Annotated in this window: 18 protein-coding genes; 6 read left to right on the top strand and 12 right to left on the bottom strand. The window is 64.6% G+C overall.

From position 1 onward, the window contains the following. Positions 1-20 precede the first annotated feature (20 nt). From AXZ77_RS06940 to AXZ77_RS06925, 4 genes are all read right to left on the bottom strand, one after another. The gene (locus tag AXZ77_RS06940) at positions 21-899 is read right to left on the bottom strand and encodes a F0F1 ATP synthase subunit gamma (protein ID WP_098410586.1); all 879 of its coding nucleotides are present in this window, start codon (positions 897-899) and stop codon (positions 21-23) included. A 21-nt stretch (positions 900-920) separates the two neighbouring features. Further along, positions 921-2,450, bottom strand: a complete 1,530-nt coding sequence (atpA, locus tag AXZ77_RS06935) for a F0F1 ATP synthase subunit alpha (protein ID WP_098410585.1) — start codon at positions 2,448-2,450, stop codon at positions 921-923. After that, positions 2,451-3,011, bottom strand: coding sequence for a F0F1 ATP synthase subunit delta (locus AXZ77_RS06930; protein WP_098410584.1), 561 nt, complete (start codon positions 3,009-3,011; stop codon positions 2,451-2,453). Positions 3,012-3,413: 402 nt separating this feature from the next. Then, positions 3,414-4,172 (bottom strand): class I SAM-dependent methyltransferase, encoded by a 759-nt coding sequence (locus AXZ77_RS06925; protein ID WP_078539508.1) that lies wholly within the window; start codon positions 4,170-4,172, stop codon positions 3,414-3,416. A 62-nt stretch (positions 4,173-4,234) separates the two neighbouring features. Between AXZ77_RS06925 and gloB the strand changes: the two genes are divergently transcribed. Next, positions 4,235-5,005 (top strand): hydroxyacylglutathione hydrolase, encoded by a 771-nt coding sequence (gene gloB / locus AXZ77_RS06920; RefSeq protein ID WP_098410583.1) that lies wholly within the window; start codon positions 4,235-4,237, stop codon positions 5,003-5,005. Between the two features lie 3 nt (positions 5,006-5,008). On the opposite strand, the gene AXZ77_RS06915 is transcribed toward gloB, so the two are convergent. The 3 genes from AXZ77_RS06915 to AXZ77_RS06905 all read right to left on the bottom strand — a co-directional run bounded on the left by AXZ77_RS06915 (position 5,009) and on the right by AXZ77_RS06905 (position 9,490). Beyond that, the gene (locus AXZ77_RS06915) at positions 5,009-5,641 is read right to left on the bottom strand and encodes a LysE family translocator (RefSeq protein WP_098410582.1); all 633 of its coding nucleotides are present in this window, start codon (positions 5,639-5,641) and stop codon (positions 5,009-5,011) included. Positions 5,642-5,703: 62 nt separating this feature from the next. Then, entirely contained in the window at positions 5,704-7,503 is a 1,800-nt protein-coding gene (locus AXZ77_RS06910) for a sulfotransferase (protein ID WP_098410581.1), read from the bottom strand. 193 nt (positions 7,504-7,696) lie between these two features. Further along, positions 7,697-9,490, bottom strand: coding sequence for a sulfotransferase (locus AXZ77_RS06905; RefSeq protein ID WP_176535979.1), 1,794 nt, complete (start codon positions 9,488-9,490; stop codon positions 7,697-7,699). Positions 9,491-9,684: 194 nt separating this feature from the next. Here AXZ77_RS06905 and AXZ77_RS06900 point away from each other — a divergent pair, with 194 nt between their 5' ends. The 4 genes from AXZ77_RS06900 (at position 9,685) to AXZ77_RS06885 (ending at position 14,644) form a co-directional block, all read left to right on the top strand. Further along, the gene (locus AXZ77_RS06900) at positions 9,685-11,070 is read left to right on the top strand and encodes an HPP family protein (RefSeq protein ID WP_098410579.1); all 1,386 of its coding nucleotides are present in this window, start codon (positions 9,685-9,687) and stop codon (positions 11,068-11,070) included. 261 nt (positions 11,071-11,331) lie between these two features. After that, positions 11,332-13,650: an ATP-dependent Clp protease ATP-binding subunit ClpA gene (clpA, locus tag AXZ77_RS06895; RefSeq protein WP_098410578.1), complete on the top strand. Its 2,319-nt coding sequence runs from the start codon at positions 11,332-11,334 to the stop codon at positions 13,648-13,650. A 110-nt stretch (positions 13,651-13,760) separates the two neighbouring features. Further along, complete coding sequence (locus AXZ77_RS06890) at positions 13,761-14,285, top strand: M23 family metallopeptidase (protein ID WP_098410577.1); 525 nt, start codon at positions 13,761-13,763, stop codon at positions 14,283-14,285. Positions 14,286-14,350: 65 nt separating this feature from the next. Further along, the gene (locus tag AXZ77_RS06885) at positions 14,351-14,644 is read left to right on the top strand and encodes a hypothetical protein (RefSeq protein WP_098410576.1); all 294 of its coding nucleotides are present in this window, start codon (positions 14,351-14,353) and stop codon (positions 14,642-14,644) included. A 3-nt stretch (positions 14,645-14,647) separates the two neighbouring features. On the opposite strand, the gene AXZ77_RS06880 is transcribed toward AXZ77_RS06885, so the two are convergent. Beyond that, positions 14,648-16,528 (bottom strand): sodium:proton antiporter, encoded by a 1,881-nt coding sequence (locus AXZ77_RS06880; protein ID WP_098410575.1) that lies wholly within the window; start codon positions 16,526-16,528, stop codon positions 14,648-14,650. A gap of 284 nt (positions 16,529-16,812) precedes the next feature. Between AXZ77_RS06880 and AXZ77_RS06875 the strand changes: the two genes are divergently transcribed. Further along, complete coding sequence (locus AXZ77_RS06875) at positions 16,813-18,396, top strand: DEAD/DEAH box helicase (RefSeq protein WP_098410574.1); 1,584 nt, start codon at positions 16,813-16,815, stop codon at positions 18,394-18,396. 133 nt (positions 18,397-18,529) lie between these two features. Here AXZ77_RS06875 and AXZ77_RS06870 read toward each other — a convergent pair whose 3' ends face one another. From AXZ77_RS06870 to nuoN, 4 genes are read right to left on the bottom strand one after another with little or no spacing between them, the layout of a single operon-like run. Then, positions 18,530-20,152 (bottom strand): ribonuclease J, encoded by a 1,623-nt coding sequence (locus AXZ77_RS06870; RefSeq protein ID WP_098410573.1) that lies wholly within the window; start codon positions 20,150-20,152, stop codon positions 18,530-18,532. Positions 20,153-20,199: 47 nt separating this feature from the next. Next, positions 20,200-20,976 carry a type III pantothenate kinase gene (locus AXZ77_RS06865; RefSeq protein ID WP_078599292.1) on the bottom strand — a complete coding sequence of 259 codons (777 nt, stop codon included), beginning with the start codon at positions 20,974-20,976 and terminating at the stop codon, positions 20,200-20,202. A gap of 16 nt (positions 20,977-20,992) precedes the next feature. After that, on the bottom strand, positions 20,993-21,745 hold the full coding sequence (locus AXZ77_RS06860; RefSeq protein ID WP_255266430.1) for a biotin--[acetyl-CoA-carboxylase] ligase: 753 nt from the start codon (positions 21,743-21,745) through the stop codon (positions 20,993-20,995). Beyond that, on the bottom strand, positions 21,735-23,174 hold the full coding sequence (gene nuoN, locus AXZ77_RS06855; protein ID WP_098410571.1) for an NADH-quinone oxidoreductase subunit NuoN: 1,440 nt from the start codon (positions 23,172-23,174) through the stop codon (positions 21,735-21,737). Before nuoN ends, AXZ77_RS06860 begins: the two co-directional genes overlap by 11 nt. Positions 23,175-23,178: the final 4 nt, after the last annotated feature.

The raw sequence follows: 23,178 nt of genomic DNA, 5'->3' as shown, positions 1-23,178 counted from the left end.
TCTGTTTTTCTCCGGTTCCGTCAGAGCGCCTCGGCGCCCGAAATGATTTCGATGAGTTCCTTGGTGATCGCGGCCTGGCGCGTGCGGTTGTATTCGATCGTCAGCTTGTCGATCATATCGCCCGCATTGCGCGTCGCAGCGTCCATCGCGGACATCCGCGCACCTTGTTCCGAGGCACCGTTTTCCAGCAGAGCCGTGAAGATCTGCGTGGCGACCCCGCGCGGCAGCAGATCCTCGAGGATTTGCGTCTCGCTGGGTTCGTAGTCGTAATTGACGCTCGGCGTTTCTTCGCCCTCTTCCGGTTCATAGGAAGCGGGGATGATCTGCTTCGCGGTCGGGCGCTGCGCGATCACGCTCTCGAAGATCGAGAAGAAGATCGTCGCGACGTCGAACTCGCCATTGTCGAAGCGACCGATCAGGTCGCGGGCGATCTTCTGCGCGTCGTCATAGCTCAGGCGTTTGACGTCGCTCAGATCGACGTGGCCGATGAAGTACTCGCCGTATTCACGGCGCAGCGCATCGCGGCCTTTCTTGCCGACGGTGAGGATCTTCACCTCTTTGCCCTCGGCCAGCAGCTTGTCAGCCGTCTGGCGCGCGAGCTTCGCAATATTGGCATTGAAGCCACCGCACAGGCCGCGTTCGGCGGTCATGACCACCAGAAGCTGCACCTTGTCCGAGCCGGTCCCCGAGAGCAGGCGCGGCGCATTGTCCGATCCCTGCACCGAGCCCGCGAGCCCGGCCATCACGGAGTGCATCCGCTCAGCATAGGGGCGCGCGGCCTCCGCCGCCTCTTGGGCGCGGCGGAGTTTCGCGGCGGCGACCATTTGCATCGCCTTGGTGATCTTCCGCGTGTTCTTGACGCTTCCGATCCGGTTTTTAAGGTCCTTAAGGCTGGGCATGTCCCTGTCCTTTCAGGCCAATCACGCGTAGGTCTTGGCGAATTCGTCGATAGCGGCTTTCAGCTTGTCGGCCGCGTCACCCTTGATCTTCGGATCCTCGTTCGTGAGCCAGTCGAGGATGTCCTTGCGCGAGTTGCGCAGGTAATCCAGCAGACCCTGTTCGAACTTGCCGACCTCGGACACCGGGATGCCATCGAGATAACCGTTGGTGCCGGCGAAGATGACGGCCACGATTTCCGCGTTGGTGAGCGGCGAATACTGCGGCTGTTTCATCAGCTCGGTCAGGCGCGCACCACGGTTCAGCAGCTTCTGAGTTGCGGCGTCGAGATCCGAGCCGAACTGAGCGAAGGCCGCCATTTCGCGATACTGTGCCAGTTCCAGCTTAACCGGGCCCGCCACGGTTTTCATCGAGTTCGTCTGAGCCGACGAACCAACGCGCGACACCGACAGACCGGTGTTCACGGCGGGACGGATACCTTGGTAGAAGAGTTCCGTCTCGAGGAAGATCTGACCGTCGGTGATCGAGATCACGTTGGTCGGGATGAAGGCCGACACGTCGCCGCCCTGGGTTTCGATGACCGGCAGAGCCGTCAGCGAACCGGCGCCGAAGTCTTCGTTCAGCTTCGCCGAACGCTCCAGCAGGCGGGAGTGCAGGTAGAACACGTCGCCCGGATATGCTTCGCGGCCCGGCGGGCGACGCAGCAGCAGCGACATCTGGCGATAGGCAACAGCCTGCTTCGAGAGGTCATCATAGATGATCAGCGCGTGCATGCCGTTGTCGCGGAAGTATTCCGCCATCGCGGTCGCGGTGTAGGGCGCGAGGTACTGCATCGGCGCGGGGTCCGAAGCGGTCGCGGCGATAACGGTGGTGTATTCGATCGCACCGGTCTCTTCGAGCTTCTTCACCAGCTGCGCCACGGTCGAGCGCTTCTGGCCGATCGCGACGTAGAAGCAGTGCAGCTTGTTGGACGGATCAGCGTCGTTATACGACTTCTGGTTCAGAATGGTGTCGAGCGCGATTGCGGTCTTACCGGTCTGACGGTCGCCAATGATCAGCTCGCGCTGGCCACGGCCGATCGGGATCATAGCGTCAACCGACTTGAGGCCGGTCGCCATCGGCTCGTGAACCGATTTACGCGGGATGATGCCCGGAGCTTTCACGTCGGCGACGCGACGCTCTTTCGCTTCGATGGCGCCTTTGCCGTCGAGTGCGTTGCCGAGACCGTCGACCACGCGGCCGAGCAGCGCTTCACCAACCGGCACGTCCACGATGGAGTTCGTGCGCTTGACGGTGTCGCCTTCTTTAATGTCCTGGTCCGAACCGAAGATCACGACACCGACGTTGTCGGTCTCGAGGTTCAGTGCCATCCCGCGGATACCACCGGGGAATTCAACCATCTCACCGGCCTGGACGTTGTCGAGCCCGTAGACGCGCGCGATACCGTCGCCAACCGACAGCACGCGACCGACTTCGGCCACTTGGGCGTCCTGCCCGAAATTCTTGATCTGCTCCTTGAGGATCGCAGAAATCTCAGCTGCTTGGATGCCCATTTATCCGACCTCTTTCATGGCGTTCTTGAGAGAAGCGAGCTTCGAACGGATCGACGTGTCGACCATGCGCGAGCCCAGCTTTACGATCATGCCACCGATGAGGCTTTCATCGACGGCGGTGTTCAGTTTGACGGTCTTGCCCGTCTGGTTTTTCAGCACTTCGGCGAGCTTCTTGGCCTGTGCGGCGCTGAGCTTGCTGGCCGAGGTGACATCTGCGGTCACTTCGCCCTTCTCGTCCGCGATCAGATCCGACAGCGCCTTGAGCAGCTGCGGCAGCACGAAGAGACGACGCTTGGCGCCCATCAGTTGCAGACCGTTCTTCATCGGGTCCGACAGGCCCATCTTGCCTGCCAGAGCGCCGATTGCAGCTGCCTGCTGGTCGCGCGTGTAGACCGGCGATGCAATCACCTCACGCAGCTCGTCAGAGCCAGCCAGCGCCTCCGACAGCGCGGAGACATCGGTTTCGAGCGCGGCGAGGGCATTTGCTTCGCGCGAGAGTTCAAAAATGGCCAGCGCATAGCGGCCGGCGATGCTTGCGGAAATCGAAGCTGGTTCGGACACGTCCACCCTTCCGATGCGTTTTGCCCCGACCCGGAACAGGCCTTGGGGCGCTCCCCCGGCGCGCTTGAGACATGCCCTCCGCGCCGCTTATCGGGGAGGTCACTAGCAGAGCAATCCCCCCCTCGCAACCGTCTTGAGCACGAGAATGTGAGCAGAAGGCCTCCAATCTGCCCTTCGTCGCGGGAAGGTGACAGGGAGGGGAGGATTTTGTGGGCGCTAACAGGAATTTGGACCAGTTGATCACGGAATGCCGCGCGGGGGTGATTCACCTCAATACGCGTTGGCGGTCGGAAAATTATTCGCCGCCCGCGACGGAACGCAGGAGAGTTGCGTTAAGGGCGATACGCGAACGTGATTGTTGCGTGGCGACGATCTGACGCGCATGCGGAATTAACTTCGGTGTCAGGCCGGGTCCGTCGCCGGTTTCACCGCCCCTTCGAGAATCGACAGCGGTTTGCGGACCCGCGCGCCGAGGCCGGAATCATGGCGCGCATGGACCTGCTTGGAGACTTCGAGCATCACGACGCCCGCCGCCAGCACGCCCGCCGCCTTGGTGCCCAGCCGCTCCCACATCGCGGCCGAGCGCAACCAGAAGCGGCGATGGCTCGGCGGGATATAGAGCGCACCGGTATGGCGCTCGGGCACGAAGCCGGACCGGCGTGCGAGCTGGTCGAGCTGACCCAGCGTGTAGGGCTTGCCGAACCCGAAGGGTGTGGTTTCCCGCGGCGCCCAGAGCCCGGCGCGGTTCGGCACGATGAACAGCGCCCTACCGCCCGGCCCCAGCACCCGCCAGCATTCCTGCATCAGGGCCTCGGAATTGTCGGAGGTCTCGAGCCCGTGCATCACGATCAGCCGATCCACCCGGCCCGTCTCCAGCGGCCAGCGCGCCTCGTCGCATAGCACCGAGACATTGGGCATCCCCGCAGGCCACGGCATCACGCCCTGCTCGGCCGGCATCAACCCGATCACCCGGCGCGCAGGCTCCAGATAGGGGCGCAAGAGCGGCACCGCGAAGCCGTAGCCCGCCACCGTCTGCCCCGCCATCTTCGGCCCCGTCGCGGGCCACATGGAAACAACCCGATCCCGGATTGCCCGCTGCGCCGCACGGCCTAGCTGCGTTCGGTAGTAGAAATTCCGCAGGTCGAGTACGTCGAGATGCATTGCGCCTTTCGCTTCCTTCGGCTTAGCTATGTGCCAAGATAATCAAAGCGGTAGAAAACACCATGGCCGTTGAGCTTCTCATCATTCCCTGTCTCGCCGACAATTATGCCTATGTCGTGCACGAGGCGGCGACGGACACAACCACCGTGATCGACGTTCCCGAAGCGCCGCCCGTTCTGAAGGCGCTGAACGAACGGGGCTGGAAAGCGAACCTGATTCTGCTGACGCATCACCACGCCGATCACATCGATGGCGTTCAGGCATTGTCAGCGGCAACGGGGGCGAAAATCGTGGGGGCCAAGGCGGATGCGCATCGTCTGCCCAAGCTCGATCAGGAGGTCAGCCCCGGCGAAAAGCTCGCGATCGGGATGGAGCATGTCGAGGTTCTGCCTGCCGATGGGCATACGGTCGGCCATATCGCCTATTACTTCCCCGAGGGCGGTCTGCTGTTTTCCGGCGACAGCCTGATGAGCTGGGGCTGCGGGCGTCTCTTCGAGGGCTCGGCGCAGCAGATGTACGACACGTTGTCGCGGTTTGGCGAGTTGCCCGACGAGACGTTGGTCTGTTCGGGGCATGAATATACTGAGGCAAATGGTCGCTTCGCGCTCTCGATCGAACCGGAGAACCCGGACCTCTTGGCCCGGATGGAGAATGTCCGCGCCATTCGCGCTCAGGCCCGCCCTACCGTTCCGGTCGAACTGGGTCTGGAGAAGGCGACCAACCCGTTCCTGCGCGGCGACGATCCGAAACTGCGCGCGGCGCTCGGCCTGCCCGAAAGCGCGACGCCGGTCGAAGTCTTCACCGAAGCGCGCGCCCGCAAGGACCGGTTCTAGGTCTCACCGCCGCGCATCGCGCAACACGCTCAGCGCCAGCGCGGCGAGAACCGTCCCCATTGCCCAGCGCTGCACCCGCATCCAGAGCGGACGCGTCGCGAGGAATTGCGCCAATGCGCCGGCGCCCATCACGATTGCAGCATTCACGCCCACCGAGATGACGATCTGCACCGTGCCCAGCGCCAGTGACTGCGCCAGCACCGATCCCGCCGCGGGGTCGATGAATTGCGGCAGCAGCGACAGATACATCACCGCGATCTTCGGATTGAGCAGGTTAGTGACGAAGCCCATCGCGAATAGCTTGCGCGGCCCGTCGACCGGCAGATCGCGGGTCTCGAAGGCCGAACGCCCGCCCGGTCGCACCGCCTGCCATGCCAGCCAGAGCAGATAGAGCGCCCCGGCAATCCGCAGCGCGTCATAGGCATAGGGCACGGCGAGCACGATCGCGGTGATCCCCAAGGCCGCACAGAGCATGTAGAAGACGAAGCCCAATGCGACGCCGCCCAGCGAGATAAGCCCTGCGCGCCGCCCCTGACAGATCGTGCGCGAGACCAGATAGATCATATTCGGACCGGGGCTAAGCACCATGGCCAGCGCCACGGCACCGAAAGCGAGGATATGGGATAGGTCGGGCATCGGAGGACTTTCTCGGTGGTCCGTGCAAATTAGCGTAGCGCCTGAGTGCCGCAAGCCCGCGCTCAATCAAGCTTCGCGAAGGTTGCCTCCAGATAGGGGGCGTATTTCTCCCAATCCTGCGAGCTGCCCTTGTAGATCGGCTTGCGCACCTGCGTGTTCGACGTGGTCGCGACCGTGCGGGCGTTGTCCTGAGGGCGCAGGCAGGCATCCTCCCAAGGCAGCCCGAGCGCCTCGATCAGCGCACGGCTGCGCGCCTCGGGGTCTTCCGTCAGCGCCTCGTAGCCGCAATCGACGATCGCACCGGGCTGCGCCGCCCAATGCGCCATCAGATCGCGATAGAGCCCGTGATAGGCCACGAGATCGTCCAGATCATGCGCGTAGCCATTACCAGCGCTGGAAAAGAAGTTGCGATAGATAGACCAGAGCGTCGCGCGCGCATCGCGATGGACATGCACGATCAGCGCGCGCGGAAACAGCGCCCGGATCGCGCCGATCCAGCGGAAGTTGAGCGGCATCTTGTCGGTCACGAAGGGTTTGCCATCGGCCAGCCCGGTCAGCGTCTCGTAATAGGCGGCGCGAATTCGCTCCGCCTCCCGCGTCAGGGCCTCTGGGTCACTCCAGTCGAGCGCGCTCATCTCGCGATCCAGCGTGGCGATCTCATCACCGGGCGCGACCTGACTGTGCTGGGTGACGATCTGCTCGACCAACGTCGTGCCCGAACGCGGCAGACCCAGCAGGAAGATCGGCACCGGAGCAGAGCGATCCGCCTCGGTCTCGGGGATCGACGGATGGGGATCGGCAAACCGGTCGCGCAGCCGCGCAAACAGCTTGCGGTCCTGTGCGATGTCATAGCCCAACTCGGCCTTGCGCCGGGCATTGGCCGAGTGCCAGAGCGCGAAGGCCCGCTCGGTCCCGCCGACATCATGCTGTGCCTTGGCGAGCGCGAAGTCGAGCAGCATCCGGTCATGCTCCGAATGGCCTTCCGCCGCGGCCTGCGTTTCGAGTTGCGAAAGCAGCGGATCATCGGGCACGAAGCGATGCAGGCGCGAGAAGTTCCACCAGGCCTCGGCATAACTCGGGTCGGCGCTCAGCGCCGCCTCGAACCGCGCCTGCGCGCCTGCCATGTCGCCCTGTGCAAGAAGCACGATGCCAAGATTGTTCAACAGAAACACATGGTGCGGATCGAGCGACAGCCCCTTTTCCAACCGGAGCCGCGCCGCAACGAAATCCCCCTCGTTCAGCAGCAGGTTGCCCAGATTATTGAGCATATGCACATCGTTCGGCGCGACCTCGAGTGCGGCCTCGAACCGTTTGCGCGCCTCGGCCTCGCGCCCGAGCGCGAGCAGCGCATTGCCCTGATTGTTCAGCGCGACCGGATCGCCCGGGCGCATCGCCAACACGCGCTCGAACTGAGCGATCGCGTCTTCGTGCTGGCCCAGCTCCATCAGCTCATTGCCCAGATTGCCATGCGTGTCGGCATGATCCGGTCGTAAGGCGATCAGGCGGCGATAAGTCTCGGCCGCCCCGGCATGGTCGCCCAGCGCCCCCTGCCCCGCCGCGCGGAATTCGAGCAACAGGACGGTTTCGGGAAACATCCCCAGCGCCCGGTTCGCCTGATGGACCAGCTCGCGATTGCGCCCCGCCTGCATCAACCCCATCAACTGCTGCACCAGCGCGCGCGGCGGCCCCCCAGCGGGTTTCGCCTTACTGGCCTGCGCGAGCGCTTCAAGCCCCGCTTTCGCGCGTTTATTGCCCGGAAAACGCTCGAGCACTTCTCGGTAAAGCACCTCGGCCTGCGCGATTTCCCCACGCTTTGCGTGACCACGCGCAGCAAGCAGAATCTTGTCAACGGACCCGGCCATTGGCTTTCACTCGCAAAATCGTCCCCCGACCATTGCGAGCACCCACGCCATGAAGAGCGCGGCAGAAAACCTGCCACGACACCATCGCGAGGCGCACCTAAGGAAAGAAATGAAACCGCTCGGGAATCGGGGGAGGCTTACCTAAGTGCCCTCACAAGTTAATGACGATTCCGTGACAAGCAAGCCCAGACTCTCAGTCGAGCTTGGCGAAAGCTGCCTCCAGATAGGGGGCGTATTTCTCCCAGGCCTGCGAGCTACCCTTGTAGATCGGCTTCGAGACCTGATCGCGCGACGCGGTGCGGGCGATGCGCTTGTTATCCTGCGGACGCAGGCAGGCCTCGTCGAAGGGCAGTTCGAGATAGTCGAGCAAAGCGCGGATCTCCGCTTCCGGGTTCTCCACAAGCTGCGCATAGCTCAGGTCGTAGATCGTCTCGCCAAAGAGCGATTTCCAATGCGCCATCAGGTCCTGATGCAGCGCCCGATAAGCCACGAGATCGTCGAGGCTATGGGCATAGGCATTGCCGTCGGAGCTGAAATTCAGCCGGTAGATAGACCAGATCACCGCGCGCGGATCGCGCTGTAGATGGATGATCTTCGCCTCGGGAAACAGCGCACGGATAGCCCCGATCCAGCGGAAATTGAGCGGCATCTTGTCGGTCACGAAGGGCGCGCCTTTCGCGTGGTCGCGCAAAACCTCGCGGTACTCGGCGCGGATTTCATCGGCCTTGGCGTGGAAGTCTTCCGAGGTCGACCAGTCGAGTGCGGACATCGCACTACCTAGCTCAGTCAACTCACCGCCTGGTTCAACCAAGGGATGGGCGCTCACAATCTGTTCGGTCAGCGTCGTGCCTGAGCGCGGTAGGCCAACGATAAAGATCGGCTCGGGTCCACTCTGCGGCGCCTCGGTGATTTTGTCAGGCGCGGCCGGGAAGGCCTGCTTGATCTGCGCGAAGAGCGTTTCGTCCTGCTCAATCGTGTAGCCCAGCAGCTTTTTGCGCCGCGCATTGCCGCGCGCATAGAAAGCGAAGGACTTTTCGGTCTCGCCAATATCCTCGTAAGCCTTGCCAAGCGCAAATTCGAACCGGACCCGCTCCCTATCCGAATGATGCGGTGCCTCAAGCGAAGCCTCGAGACGCCCGATGACAGGATCGCCTTCGGAAATACGCGTCGCATTTATAAGTGAAGCCAGCGCCTCGGCATGCTCGGGATCAATAGCAAGCGCACGCTTGTAATAATCGATCGCGCCCGGTTTATCGCCCAGATCACGCCGGACATCTCCCATGGTAGTCAAGGCCCGGAAATTGTCCGGCAACTTGGCCAGAACTTCCGACAGATGTCGTTCGGCCTCCTGCGATTTGCGGTTCACGACCAGAGCATTCGCAAGGTTGAGCTGCGCCTCCACGAAATCGGGGGCGGCCTCAAGAGCGGCACGATACATGTCGAGCGCTTCGCTTTGCTCGCCCGCGCGGCGCTTGGCATTGCCGATATTGTTGAGCGCAACCGGATCGCCGGGCCGCAGCTCCAGAACGCGTTCGAATTCAGTTACGGCCTCGTCGTCGCGAAAGAGCGCCATCAATTCGTTGCCATAGCTGCCATGCGCGTCGGGCGCGTCGGGAAACATTCCCACCAGTTCGCGATAGAGCACTGCAGCCCCCGCGTGATCGCCCAAAGCCGAGAGCGCCGCGGCACGGACTTCCATTGCTGCCGGCGCACGCGGGAATTCCTTGAGAACGCGGGCGGCGGCCTCGGCAGCCTCACGGTCACGGCCCGACTTCTTGAGCCCGAAGAGCTGGTTGATCACCGGGCGCGGCGGGTTCATCGGGCGGGTCGCGCGCGACTGCGAGATCTCGGCCAGCCCGGCCTGCGCGCGCTTGTTGCCGGGAAACCGCGCCAGCACCTCGCGATAGAGCGCCTCGGCCTCGGCAAAGGCTCCGTTTTTCGCATGGGCCTTCGCCGCGCGCAGCGTCTTGTCTATCGGTCCTGCCATCGCGCTCTCCCCGTTTTTCGTCTCGCCTGTAAAGTCGCGCCGCACCATAGAGGCACCGCGCATGATGGCAAGATGTCAGACGCCCTTGCGGTGCCGTCCGACCATCAACCGCCGTGTCCTCTCACCGCCCCCGCGCTTGCATCCGCGCGTGGCAGGCGCGATACCTGTCGCACCTTTTCCAACCCAGCGAACCGATGCCGATCTCACACCTGCCCAAGAATGTCCGCCGCCAGTTGCGCCGCTTTGGTCCCTCGATGGGGCGCAGGCCCGCGGTCGACATTCTGCGCGGCGCGGTCGGTGCGGGGGTGGCGATCCTCGTCGTGACCTTCATCGTGGCCACCCTGCCCCATTCGCGTCAGGCCGGGATCTACCTCGTCTCCAGCTTCGCCTCGATGGCGGTGCTCTTGTTCGTTTTGCCGAATTCGCCTCTGGCGCAGCCGTGGTCCGCGATGATGGGGATGATGATCTCCGCCGTGGTGCCGGTCGCGGTGCTGATGGTGACCCCGCCGCCCTATGCGGACGGGCTGGCGGTCGGTGGGTCGATCGCGGCGATGATGGCGGCGCGCGCGCTGCATCCGCCCGCCGCCGGGATCGCGCTGCTGGTGGTGCTGGAACATGAGGCCGGGCGACGGCTCGGCTTCGAGTTCGCGATCTTCCCGATCGCGGTGATGACCGTGTTGATGATCGGGTTCGCGATGATCTGGAACCGGCTGTTCGGCATTTCCTACCCGACGCGCCCGCTCGCTTATCACCCGGCCCATGTCGGACGCGCCCGCGGCCCGGCCCGCTCGCTCAGCCAGCGCGACCTGTCGAACCTTCTGGTCGAGTTCAACCAGTCGGCCAATATGGACCCGGCCGATCTGGCGCGGCTGATGGCGGTGGCCGAACACCGCGCCGCCGAGTCGCTTCTCGCCGATACGCATGTGCGCGATCTGATGACGCAGAATCCCGTCACCGTCAGCCCCGAGGCGCCGCTGTCCGAGATCGTGCGCAAGATGACCGCGCTCAACGTGCATACGCTGCCGGTGGTCGACAATTCCGGCTATTATCTGGGCGTGGTCGATCAGCACGATGCGCTCGACGAACTGTTCAAGGAATTCGACATCCTGCGCCGCCCGCTGCGGTTCCGCGCAGCCCCGCCCGAGGCCGAGGTGCGGGCGATCTTCCATACCGATATTGAGACCGTCGAGGGCGACACGCCGGTGGGCGAATTGCTCGAACGGCTGGCCCGGCGCGAGGCGCGCGTCGTGCCCGTGACCGAAAGCGGGCGGCTCGTGGGCATTCTGACCCGGACCGACATCATGGCGCTGCTGCTGGAACATTCGCCCGCGGCCCATACCGAGGCGGAGCTCGACGAGGAAGTCTACGACGACGAAGAGGAGGATACCTCCGCAGAGGAGCCCTCGTCCAAATCGACACCCGCCGCGAGCGCCGAAGACACGCCTGCGCGCGCGGGCAACACTGATCCCGAAGAGGCCGAACTGGCGGCGGAATTGCACCAAAGCACCGCGCGCCGTCCGCCGGTCTATGAGGACACGCAACACGACACCGCTGAAAGCCGCGGCGAGTCGCCCAAGTAACCGGCAATACGCTTGAACGCGCGAAAACCCTCCCCATATGGGAGAGGTCACACGCAACCCCCCTAGATATTGCGCGCCTCATCGGTATCCCTGCACCGTTGCGCCCGTTAAATGACCGTTTTTTCCGCACGAATCGGAGTCCGGTCGGATTTTGGGCATGAAAAGACTTGAAGCGCGGCGATTTCCACCGAACTTTAATCTTATAGGGCAACACTAGGCTGGGTATCCTCCCGCGCCGCCCTCCGAGGAAAGGAGCAGATAATGCCGTCGTTTTCCAATACGCTCGAACAGGCAATCCACGGGGCGCTGGCGCTCGCCAATGCCCGAAAGCATGAACTCGCGACGCTAGAACACCTGCTCCTCGCCTTGATCGACGAGCCGGACGCCGCGCGGGTGATGAAGGCCTGCGCCGTCGATACCGACGAATTGCGCCAGACCTTGGTGGAGTTCATCGACGATGAGCTGTCCACCCTCGTGACCGAAATCGAAGGCTCGGAAGCCGTGCCGACCGCCGCCTTCCAGCGCGTGATCCAGCGCGCGGCCATCCATGTCCAAAGCTCGGGCCGCTCGGAAGTGACCGGGGCCAATGTGCTCGTCGCGATCTTCGCGGAACGCGAAAGCAACGCCGCCTACTTCCTGCAAGAGCAGGACATGACCCGCTACGACGCGGTGAACTTCATCGCGCATGGCGTGGCGAAAGACCCCGAGTTCGGCGAAACGCGCCCCGTGTCGGGGGCCGAGGAAGAGGCCAAGGCCGAGGGTACGACCCAGGCCGAAGCCAAGGATTCCGCGCTCGAGAAATACTGCGTGAACCTCAACGCGAAATCCGAGAAGGGCGATGTCGACCCGCTGATCGGGCGTGAGCACGAGGTGGAGCGCTGCATTCAGGTGCTGTGCCGCCGCCGCAAGAACAACCCGCTTCTGGTGGGCGATCCCGGCGTGGGCAAGACCGCGATCGCGGAAGGGCTCGCGCTGAAGATCACGCGCGGCGAAACCCCGGAGATCCTCGCCAATTCGACGATCTACTCGCTCGATATGGGCGCGCTGCTCGCGGGCACCCGCTATCGCGGCGACTTCGAGGAGCGTCTGAAGGCTGTCGTGAAGGAGCTTGAAGAGCATCCCGACGCGATCCTCTTCATCGACGAGATCCACACCGTGATCGGTGCGGGTGCCACCTCGGGTGGCGCGATGGATGCCTCGAACCTGCTGAAGCCCGCGCTTCAGGGCGGCAAGCTGCGCACCATGGGCTCCACCACCTACAAGGAGTTCCGCCAGCATTTCGAGAAGGACCGCGCGCTGAGCCGCCGGTTCCAGAAGATCGACGTGAACGAGCCGTCGGTGCCGGATTCCATCAAGATCCTGATGGGTCTGAAGCCCTATTTCGAGAAGCACCACGACATTCGCTACACCAACGACGCCATCAAGACGGCGGTGGAGCTGTCGGCGCGCTATGTCCATGACCGCAAGCTGCCCGACAAGGCGATCGACGTGATCGACGAGGCGGGCGCGGCCCAGCATCTCGTGGCCGAAAGCAAGCGGCGCAAGACCATCGGCCCGAAAGAGATCGAGGCGGTCGTCGCCAAGATCGCGCGGATCCCGCCGAAATCGGTCTCGAAGGACGATGCCGAGGTGCTCAAGGATCTCGAAAAGACCCTCAAGCGCGTCGTGTTCGGTCAGGACAAGGCGATCGAGACGCTGTCCTCCGCGATCAAGCTGGCCCGTGCGGGTCTGCGCGAGCCGGAGAAGCCGATCGGCAACTACCTCTTCGCGGGCCCGACCGGCGTCGGCAAGACCGAGGTGGCCAAGCAGCTCGCCGATACGCTCGGCGTGGAACTGATGCGCTTCGACATGTCGGAATACATGGAGAAGCACGCGGTCTCGCGTCTGATCGGTGCGCCTCCGGGCTATGTCGGCTTCGATCAGGGCGGCATGCTGACCGACAGCGTCGACCAGCACCCGCATTGCGTGCTGCTCCTGGACGAGATCGAGAAGGCGCACCCGGATGTCTACAACATCCTGCTGCAGGTGATGGATCACGGGAAGCTCACCGACCATAACGGCCGGACCGTCGACTTCCGCAACGTGATCCTGATCATGACCTCGAATGCGGGCGCCGCCGAACAGGCGAAGACCGCAATCGGCTTCGGGCGCGATCGGCGCGAGGGCGAGGATACGGCCGCGATCGAGCGGACCTTCACGCCCGAGTTCCGCAACCGTCTGGACGCGGTGGTCAGCTTCGCGCCGCTGCCGCGCGAGGTGATCTTGCAGGTGGTCGACAAGTTCGTGCTGCAACTCGAAGCGCAGCTCATCGACCGCAACGTCCATATCGAGCTCACCCCGGCCGCCGCGAACTGGCTCGCCGAGAAGGGCTACGACGACAAGATGGGCGCGCGTCCGCTGGGCCGGGTCATTCAGGAGCATATCAAGAAGCCGCTCGCCGAAGAGCTGCTCTTCGGGAAGCTCACCAAGGGCGGCGTCGCCAAGGTGTCGGTCAAGGACGACAAGATCGTCATCAAGGTCGAGGAACCGGGCAAGAAGCGGATTTCCGGCTCCAAGCCGCGCCTGCTGACCGCCGAATGATCTAGACCGTGCTCCGCGCGGTATTGATAAGCCTACTCGTCCCGGCCCTGCCCTGCCCTGCCCTGCCCTGCACGGCCGGGACTTTTCTATCCGATGCGCCGAAGCTGCAGATGCCGGTCGAGTGCACGCTTGGCCAGGACTGCTACATCCAGAACTACGTCGACCGCGACCCCGGCCCCGGCGCGCGCGATGCAGGCTGCGGCGGGCTGACCTATGACAGGCACAAGGGCACCGATTTCGCGCTGCTGACCGAGGCGCAGATGCAGGCGGGCGTGCAGGTGATCGCCGCCGCCCCGGGCCGGGTGATCGCCACCCGCGACGGCGAGCCAGACGGGGCTTATGCCAGCGGCCAGACAGCTGCAGGCAAGGAATGCGGGAACGGGATCGTCATCGATCTCGGACACGGCTGGCAGACCCAATATTGCCACCTGCGCGACGGCTCCATTTCCGTGACCCGTGGCGACCAGGTGGCGGCGGGCGCCCCGCTTGGCCTCGTCGGACAATCGGGTAAAGCAGAATTCCCGCATCTGCATCTCTCGCTGCGCCACGACGACACCGTGATCGACCCGTTCGATCCGGTTATGCAGGACGGCTGCGCACCGATGCGACGCAAACGCTCTGGTCCGATCAGGTAAAATATTCACCGAGCGGTTGGCTCGAGGCCGGGTTCACCGCCACCTTGCCACGCTTCGAGACAGTCTTGGCCGGCGCTGCCCTGCCCCCACCCAGCGAAACCGGCCCCGCGCTTGTCTTGTGGGGCTACGGCTTCGGCCTGCGTGCGGGGGACACGATCGGGTTCGAGATCACCGGCCCGGACGGGATCAGCATCAGCACGACCAGCGAGGTCGATGCGCCTAAGGCTCGGTTCTTCCGCTATGTCGGCAAGAAAGCCCCGCCGGGCGGATGGCCGATGGGCCGCTACAACGGCCAGATCACGCTCAGCCACGACGGCGCGGTGATCGCTCGCCGCACCCTCACCGCCCGGATCGACTAGGCCTCACGGGATTCGCGCGGCAGGCCCCTGCTGACCCGAAGGCTTTTCCCCGGCCTTGGCCTTCTGCGCGGTTTCCTCCTCGAACGCCTCGGGCGGCAGGAGCGAGATCAACCGCCCGCCCGGTTCGACCTTCATCTCGGCCGCATCGATCACGAAGCGCAGATCGCCGCTTTTCGCCACGACCATCACGGGCTTCGCCTTGGGCCGCTTCTTGCGCCAGTCGGGCAGCCTGTATTCCTCGGTGATCCGCGTCACGCGGAACCGCCAGCCCTCCGACAGCAGCTTCTCCCAATTCTCCAGCGTCCGCCCCTCGCCAAAGCGGCGCCCACCGAGCTGCGTCGGCAGCGCGTGGCGTTCGCGGTCGTCCTTCTGGCGCGGCACCTGCCAGACCTTGTCGCGGCCCAGCTCGGGCGCGAGATCGGTCGCGACGAGCGTGTTGTAGGCGTCGTTATCGGTGGCCGCGAGCAGGGTCGAATAGGCCATCAGCTCGACCTTGTCCTCCGCCGCCTCGCCCAGAATGTCGCCGTAGAACGTCTTGAGCCCATTGGCGCGCGGGCGGATCAGATGGGCATGGTTCGGGTCGGTGATCAGCACCGGCACCTCGGCCTTGTTCAGCGTCTCGGCCAGCGCCGTGGTGAAGCGCGAACCGCCCACGATCAGCAGCCCCGGCTTGTCGGCATTGGCGAGCCCCAGCTTCCGCGCCAGCGGCGCCAGCGTGAAGCCGTGCACGATCACCGTCACCAGCACCAGAACGAAGGCCAGCGGCCCGATCCGCAACCCGTCCGCAACACCGATCTCGGCCAGACGCTGCCCGAAGAGGCCCGCCACCGCGACCAGCACCACCCCGCGCGGGCCGGTGAAGGCGATCAACAGCCGTTCGTTGCGCGGCAGTGCTGTCCCGATCAGCGAGATCAGCACCGTCAGCGGCCGCGCCACCAGCACCACGAGAATAACGAAGAGGAGCGCGTGCCAGTCGAGCGCGGCAAGCTGGTCGATCTCGATATTCGCGGCGAGCAGGATGAACACGCCCGAGACCAGCAACACGGTCGCATGTTCCTTGAAGCGGCGCAGTTCCTCGTAGGACGGCAGGTCGGCATTTCCGATCACCAGCCCCATCACCGTGACCGCCAGCAGCCCGCTCTCATGCAGCACGTGATCCGTCACCGCGAAGGTGCCCAGAAGCGTCGCGAAGAGCACCGGCACCTTCATGAATTCCGGCACCCACCCGCGCGAGAAGCTGCGCGCGATGCCCCAGCCGACCGCGCCGCCGATTGCGGCCGCGAAGCCGATGCCGAGCGCGAGATGCCCGACCGCCTCGCCCATCGGCAGGTTGGAGCGCAGCGTGAACACCACCTCGAAAGCCAGAACCGCCGCCAGCGCGCCGATCGGGTCGTTCACGATCGCTTCCCATTGCAGCAGGCGCGCGGGGCGGCGGGCAAGTTTCGCCGTACGCAGAAGCGGCGCGATCACCGTGGGGCCGGTGACGACCATAATGCCGCCGAAGACCGCCGCGCTTTCCCAGCTGAGCCCCGCCCCCCAGACGAGCGCGAGTGCCGAGAGCAACCAGCCCAGAGGCGCGCCGATGAAGACCAGCCGCCGGACCCCGGTTTTCGCATCGCCCAAGCGGTGGAAATCGAGAGAGAATCCCCCCTCGAACAGGATCACGGCCACCGCGAGCGCGATCAGCGGGCTCAGCAAGTCACCGAAATCTTCGCTCGGGTTCAAAAGCCCCGTCGCGGGGCCCGCGATGAGCCCTGCGACCAGCATGATTACGATGGCGGGCAGGCGCAGGCGCCAGGCCAGCCATTGCGCCCCAACACCGCACACACCCACCAGCGCAAAGGCCAATACCGGGCCGAGACCCGCCGATTCCGCAATTGCCATACCTGTCCCTCGTCACGCTTCGGGATCAAACCCCGCTCAGGAGGTCAGGTTCCGTGCCCTTTTGCAAGAGGCCGAATATCGCGCAGGACTGCGCTATGTTCCGCGCGCAGCCCCGGGTCACCCCCTGAAAAGATTGACCTTTGCGTCGCAATCCGGTAGGGCGCAGTCAAGCTCCGTAATCCGGCGGAGCTTCTCCTGGGCGCCCGGTTCCTAAAGCGCCCGACAGCGGCCCCGCCCGATGCGGGTCGCGACAGGACGCGATCAAAGGTAAACCAAGGAAACCCATGACTAAATTCACCGATCTGAAGCTGGACCCGAAAGTCCTTTCCGCCGTTGTCGATGCTGGCTACGAAGAGCCCACGCCCATTCAGGCTGGCGCCATTCCGCCCGCGCTCGAAGGCAAGGACGTGCTCGGCATCGCGCAGACCGGGACCGGCAAGACCGCCAGCTTCACCCTGCCGATGCTGACGCTGCTGCGCCGGGGCCGCGCCCGCGCCCGGATGCCGCGCTCGCTCGTGCTCTGCCCGACGCGCGAACTGGCCGCCCAGGTCGCCGAGAACTTCGACCTCTACGCCAAGAACACCAAGCTGACCCGTGCGCTGCTGATCGGCGGCGTGTCCTTCGGCGAGCAGGACAAGCTGATCGACAAGGGCGTCGACGTGCTGATCGCGACGCCGGGCCGCCTGCTCGACCATTTCGAGCGCGGCAAACTGATCCTGACCGATGTGAAGGTCATGGTCGTCGACGAGGCCGACCGGATGCTCGACATGGGCTTCATCCCGGATATCGAGCGCATCTTCCAGCTGACGCCGTTCACGCGCCAGACGCTGTTCTTCTCGGCCACGATGGCCCCGGAGATCGAGCGGATCACCAACACCTTCCTGCATGCGCCGACGCGGATCGAAGTGGCGCGTCAGGCGACCACGGGTGCCAACATCACCCAGAAGCTGATCCAGATCGAACCGGCGCGGCGCGACCAGACGGCCAAGGCCAAGCGCGAATTGCTGCGCGCGGTGATCGCGGCCGAGGGCGAGGCCTGCACCAACGCGATCGTCTTCTGTAACCGCAAGGTCGATGTCGATATCGTCGCCAAGAGCCTGCAGAAATACGGCTTCGACGCCGCGCCGATCCATGGCGATCTCGACCAGAGCCAGCGCACGCGCACGCTCGAGAACTTCCGCGATGGCAAGCTCAAGCTGCTGATCGCCTCCGATGTGGCCGCCCGCGGCCTCGACGTGCCCTCGGTGAGCCACGTCTTCAACTACGACCTGCCGATGCATGCCGAGGATTACGTCCACCGGATCGGCCGCACGGGTCGCGCGGGCCGCAAGGGCACGGCGATCTCGATCGCGGTGCCGTCGGACGAGAAATTCCTCGGTCAGATCGAGAGCCTCGTCGAGCAGGAAATCCCGCGCGCCGAGCCGCCGGAAGATTTCGAGCTGTCCGAAGGCGCGAAGCAACCGGCGCGCAAGCGCGAAGACGCCAAGGGCGGTCGTTCGCGCGGCGGGCGCAGCCGGGATCGTGGCGGGCGTGGGTCGAAACGCGACCAGCGCAGCGAAGAGACGCAGCAGCCGCAAAGCGCCGCGCCGCAGGAGCAGCAGGAGCAGGAGAAGGCCCCCAAGAAGGCTGAGGCTCAGCCCGAAGAGGCCCGCAGCGAGGCCCCCGAGGCCGCGAGCGCTCCGAAGCCGCAATCGCGCAGCCAGTCTTCCGACGAGGGCGGCAATGCCCGCCGGTCGCGCGGTGGTCGCAACCGCCGCGAGCGCGACAACGAAGTCGTGGGCATGGGCGATCACGTCCCGGACTTCCTCACCGTCTCCTTCCGCCCCGGCGCGGTCGATGAGACCGCCGAGGACAAAGCGGACAGCTGACGCTTTCGTATTGTTAAAAAATCCCCGCCGGAGGCCTCCTCCGGCGGGGTTTTTCTTTGTCTTCAAGGATGGGGCGCACCCCTGCCCGCTTGCGCTTGGTCGATCCGCGCCCTTTTGGGGCGCGGAGCCGCGCTCAATCGGTCAGGCGGCTAGTGACGACGATCACTTCGGGCTTCTTGCCGATCTCTTCCATCGAGACCTGACGCGCGATGCGACGCAGGCTCTCGTCGATCTTGTCGTCATTGTTGAGGACCTTGATCGACGCGCGTTCGAGATATTGCGTCATCTCGTCTTCGATCGTCTCGGCCAGCGGCGCGCCCGAGCGGCCCAGTTTCGGCAATCCATTCAGCTCGACCCAGGGCTCGCCCAGCGGCTGGTCCTGCTCGTCGAGGATCAGGGTCACGAGGCACAGCCCGTTCAGCGCCATGCGCATCCGGTCACGCACCACGCCATCCATCGCACCGATCTGCACCGAACCGTCGAGATAGGTGCGGCCCGCTTCGATATATTCGACGACTTTCGGCACCTCGCCGCTAAGGTCGATCATCGTGCCGTTCGTCGCGACCTCGGACGGGATGCCCTTATCCGCAGCCAGTTTGGCGTGTTCGCGCAGGTGGCGATGCTCGCCATGCATCGGGATCAGAATCTTCGGCGCGAGCAGCTCATGGACCGCTTCCAGATCGGGGCGGTTCGCGTGGCCCGAGACGTGATAGAGCCCGCCGTGATCGTCCACCACGTCGACGCCCATCTCCGAGAAGGCGTTCATGATGCGGATCACGCCGCGTTCGTTGCCCGGGATGGTCTTCGAGGAGAACAGGAACGTGTCGCCCTCTTTCAATTCGAGACCCAGATATTTGCCCCGGCTCAGCTGGGCCGAGGCCGCGCGGCGCTCGCCCTGAGAGCCGGTCACGATCAGCATCAGGTTCTGGCGCGGCACATCGCTCGCCTCTTCCGCCGAGATCGTGCCGGGCATGCCCTTGAGCACACCGGTTTCTTCCGCGACCGAGACCATACGCTTCATCGCGCGGCCCAGCAGACAGACCGAGCGGCCCGCAGCCTTGCCCGCCTCGGCGAGCGTCTTCAGGCGCGCGACATTCGAGGCGAAGGTGGTCGCGACGACCATGCCGGTCTGGGCGCGGATCAGTTCCGAGATCGGCTCGGCCAGCGTGGCCTCCGACCGGCCCGGCAGCGGCGAGAAGACGTTCGTGGAATCGCTCACCAGAACCTTCACACCGTCGCCTTCCTTGGCGATGGCGTGCCACATCTCGGGCTCGAAGGGCTCGCCCACGATCGGGTTGCCGTCGAGCTTGAAATCGCCCGTATGCACGACGCGCCCGGCGGGCGTGTCGATGATGAGGCCGGAGCTTTCGGGGATCGAGTGCGAGATCGGCACGAATTGCACCTTGAAGGGACCCGCCTCGATCACGGTCGGGCGCGGCTCGACGATCTGGATCGTTTCGGCCGGGATGCCCGCCTCTTCCAGCTTCAGCTGACCGATGCGGCCGGTGAAGGCGCGCGCATAGACCGGCTTGCGCAGCTTGTTCCAGACATGGGCCAGCGCGCCGATATGGTCTTCATGGGCGTGGGTGATGAAGATCGCGTCGATCCGGTCGGCATTCGCTTCCAGCCATTCGAGATCGGCAAAGATCAGATCGACGCCGGGCGTGCTATCCATATCCGGGAAAGTCACGCCCAGATCGACAACGATCAGCCGCTCTTTCCCCTCTGGGCCGTAGCCGTACACATAGGCGTTCATGCCGATTTCGCCGGCACCGCCGAGGGGGAGGTAGATCAGTCTGTCACTCACGCGGGAAGGTCCTTATTATAGTCGTTGAGGAGGCGAAGGCCGTGCATGGTAAGGTCGTAGTCGACACTGTCGAAGAGGTCAAAGCCCTGCGAGAACAGTTCGGCCAGACCGCCGGTCGCGATGACTTTCATCGGGCGGTCGCGTTCGAGCCGGATTTGGCGCACGACGCCTTCGACGAGGCCGATATAGCCCCAGAAAACGCCCGATTGGATACAGGCGACGGTATTCGTGCCGATGGCCTTTTCGGGCATCGTCACATCGACATGAGGTAGGGCGGCGGCGGAGGCGTGCAACGCCTCGAGCGAGAGATTGACGCCGGGCGCGATCACCCCGCCGATATAGGCCCCGTCGGAGGCCACCACGTCGAAGGTGGTCGCGGTGCCGAAATCGACGACGACGATATCGCCGCCATGCCGGTCATAACCCGCCACCGTGTTCACGAGACGATCCGGTCCGACGGTCGTGCCCGGATCGACGCGCGGTTCGACGGGGAGACGGCATTCGGGCTTGCCCACCACCAGCGGTCGGCAGTTGAAATACCGGTTCGACAGGACCCGCAGGTTGAAGACGACGCGCGGCACGGTCGAGGAGATGATCACCTCGGTGATTTCGCCCGCGATCTCCTGCACGCGCATCATGCCCGACAACCAGAGGAAATACTCGTCCGCCGTGCGCTGGTGGTTCGTCTCCATCCGCCATGTGGCGACGAAATCCGTCCCGTCCCAGACCGAAAAGACCGTATTGGTGTTACCGCAGTCGATGCAGAGAAGCATGGCTCCCCCTTTCCGCTCAGAAAAAGATATCCGCTGCCGAGATGGCGCGACGGCCCTCGGGCGTGGTCAGGATCAGCGCGCCGGTCTCGTCGATTGTCTCGAATGTGCCGCGATAGGTCTCGCCGCCGACCCGCGCCGTGATCTCCTGGCCCAGACGCGCCGCGCGGGCGAGCCACGCATTGCGGATCGCGTCGAAGCCGTAATCGCGGAACTGCCGGTCGTAATGATCGAAGGCCTGCGCCAGCATCGGCAGGAACTCCGCCGGGGTGATCTGCATCCCGGTCTCGCCGATCAGGCTGACCGGAGCCATCGCCTCGGGCTCGACCTCGCTACGGTCGGGCGCCTGCGCGAGGTTCACCCCGATGCCGATCGCGATCTGCTCTCCGCCCCGCAGGCTCTCCAGCAGGATGCCCGCGACCTTGCCACCGCTCAGCAGTACGTCATTGGGCCATTTGATCGCGAGCCGCGCATGCGGCCCTCCGACATGGGCGAGCGCCGCCTCGAGCGCCAGAGCCGCCACGAAGGAATAGAGCGCCGCCTGCCCCAGCCCGCCCTCGGGCCGCATCACCAGCGTCGCCGAGAAATTGCCCGTGGGCGCGCGCCAGGCACGGCCGCGCCGACCGCGGGCCGCGGTCTGCTCATGCGCAAAAATCCACGCTGAACCGGAGAGGCCCGGCGCTAGCCGGGCCGCCTCATCCATGGTGCTGTCGACCGAGGGCAGGACGTGTCGCGCCACACCCTCGGGCCAGTCATCGCGCTCAGTTGACAAGAGCCGCCGCCGCAGCCTGGGCCGCGCCCTCGATGCCGAAGAGGTTGAAGATACCGATCAGCATCGCCAGCGCGGAGACCATCAGAAGCCCCCATTGGATCGCGGGCATCCGGTTGTCCAGCGGGTCCGTCTCCTTGCCGAAATACATGTAGAACACGATCCGCAGGTAGTAGAAGGCCGCCACGACCGAGGCGATCACGCCCAGCAGCACGAGCCAGATATAGCCCGCATGCAGCGCCGCCTGAAGCACCGCGAACTTGGCGAAGAAGCCCAGGAACGGCGGCACGCCCGCAAGCGAGAACAGCAGCACCAGCATCGCCAGCGCCTTGGTCGGATCCTGACGGGCATATTGGTTCAGCGACTTGATATCGGTCACCGGCTGGCCGTCACGCTCCATCGAGAGCATGAAGGCGAAGACGCCGACATTCATCGTCACGTAGATCGCCATATAAGTCAGCATCGCCTGCACGCCCTCGGCGGTGCCCGCCGAGAGACCCAGCAGCACGAAGCCCATATGGGTGATCGAGGAATAGGCCATCAGGCGTTTGATGTTCGTCTGACCGATCGCCGCGACCGAACCCCAGACCATCGACAGGCCCGCGAGCAGCGCGAGGATCTGGCCCCACTCCGCCGGCACCTGACCGAAGGCGTCAAAGAGGAGCCGTGCGATCAGCGCCGTCGCCGCCACTTTCGGCGCGGTGGCGAAGAAGGCGGTGACCGGCGTGGGCGAGCCTTCATAGACGTCGGGCGTCCACATGTGGAACGGCACCGCCGAGACCTTGAAGGCGAGACCGGCGATCAGGAAGACCATGCCGAACAGCAGACCGATCGGCAGGTGACCTTCTTGAACCACTTCGATGATACCCGCGAATTGCGTGGTGCCCGCGAAGCCATAGGTCAGCGACGCGCCATAGAGCAGGATGCCCGAGGAGAGCGCGCCGAGCACGAAATACTTCAGACCCGCTTCCGAGCTCTTTTCGCTCTCGCGGCGCAGCGCGGCCACGATGTAGAGCGCGAGCGATTGCAGCTCGAGGCCCATGTAGAGCGACATCAGGTTGCCCGCCGAGACCATCATCATCATGCCGATGACGGCCAGCGTCGCGAGGATCGGGTATTCGAAGCGCAGCAACCCGCGGCGCTGCATGTAATCGGTGCCCATCGCGAGAACCAGCGCAGCCGAGACCAGGATCATCACCTTGGTGAAGCGCGAGAACGCGTCGTCGATGAAGAGGCCACCGAAGGCCTCATGCGACCCTACCTCGGCCAGACCGATCCAGGCCGCGATCACCAGCATGACGCCGGAGGTGATCCACAGCAGGGTCGGCGCAAGTTTGTCCTTGCCGAACCACACACCCGTGAGCAGCGCCACCATCGCGTAGACGGCGAGCAAAAACTCCGGAAGGACGATCGAGAAATCCGCAGAAGTCATCCCT

Source organism: Thioclava sp. ES.031 (genome assembly GCF_002563775.1).
Taxonomy (GTDB): domain Bacteria; phylum Pseudomonadota; class Alphaproteobacteria; order Rhodobacterales; family Rhodobacteraceae; genus Thioclava.
Note: the sequence above shows the minus strand (reverse complement) of the source record. Positions and strands in the feature narration are given on the sequence as shown.

Bases quoted from the DNA above. Each gene is read 5' to 3' on its own strand.
- AXZ77_RS06940 (WP_098410586.1), bottom strand. From the start codon at position 899: ATGCCCAGCCTTAAGGACCTTAAAAACCGGATCGGAAGCGTCAAGAAC.
- atpA (WP_098410585.1), bottom strand. From the start codon at position 2,450: ATGGGCATCCAAGCAGCTGAGATTTCTGCGATCCTCAAGGAGCAGATC.
- AXZ77_RS06925 (WP_078539508.1), bottom strand. From the start codon at position 4,172: ATGCATCTCGACGTACTCGACCTGCGGAATTTCTACTACCGAACGCAG.
- gloB (WP_098410583.1), top strand. From the start codon at position 4,235: ATGGCCGTTGAGCTTCTCATCATTCCCTGTCTCGCCGACAATTATGCC.
- AXZ77_RS06915 (WP_098410582.1), bottom strand. From the start codon at position 5,641: ATGCCCGACCTATCCCATATCCTCGCTTTCGGTGCCGTGGCGCTGGCC.
- AXZ77_RS06910 (WP_098410581.1), bottom strand. From the start codon at position 7,503: ATGGCCGGGTCCGTTGACAAGATTCTGCTTGCTGCGCGTGGTCACGCA.
- AXZ77_RS06905 (WP_176535979.1), bottom strand. From the start codon at position 9,490: ATGGCAGGACCGATAGACAAGACGCTGCGCGCGGCGAAGGCCCATGCG.
- AXZ77_RS06900 (WP_098410579.1), top strand. From the start codon at position 9,685: ATGCCGATCTCACACCTGCCCAAGAATGTCCGCCGCCAGTTGCGCCGC.
- clpA (WP_098410578.1), top strand. From the start codon at position 11,332: ATGCCGTCGTTTTCCAATACGCTCGAACAGGCAATCCACGGGGCGCTG.
- AXZ77_RS06890 (WP_098410577.1), top strand. From the start codon at position 13,761: ATGCCGGTCGAGTGCACGCTTGGCCAGGACTGCTACATCCAGAACTAC.
- AXZ77_RS06880 (WP_098410575.1), bottom strand. From the start codon at position 16,528: ATGGCAATTGCGGAATCGGCGGGTCTCGGCCCGGTATTGGCCTTTGCG.
- AXZ77_RS06875 (WP_098410574.1), top strand. From the start codon at position 16,813: ATGACTAAATTCACCGATCTGAAGCTGGACCCGAAAGTCCTTTCCGCC.
- AXZ77_RS06870 (WP_098410573.1), bottom strand. From the start codon at position 20,152: ATGAACGCCTATGTGTACGGCTACGGCCCAGAGGGGAAAGAGCGGCTG.
- AXZ77_RS06865 (WP_078599292.1), bottom strand. From the start codon at position 20,976: ATGCTTCTCTGCATCGACTGCGGTAACACCAATACGGTCTTTTCGGTC.
- nuoN (WP_098410571.1), bottom strand. From the start codon at position 23,174: ATGACTTCTGCGGATTTCTCGATCGTCCTTCCGGAGTTTTTGCTCGCC.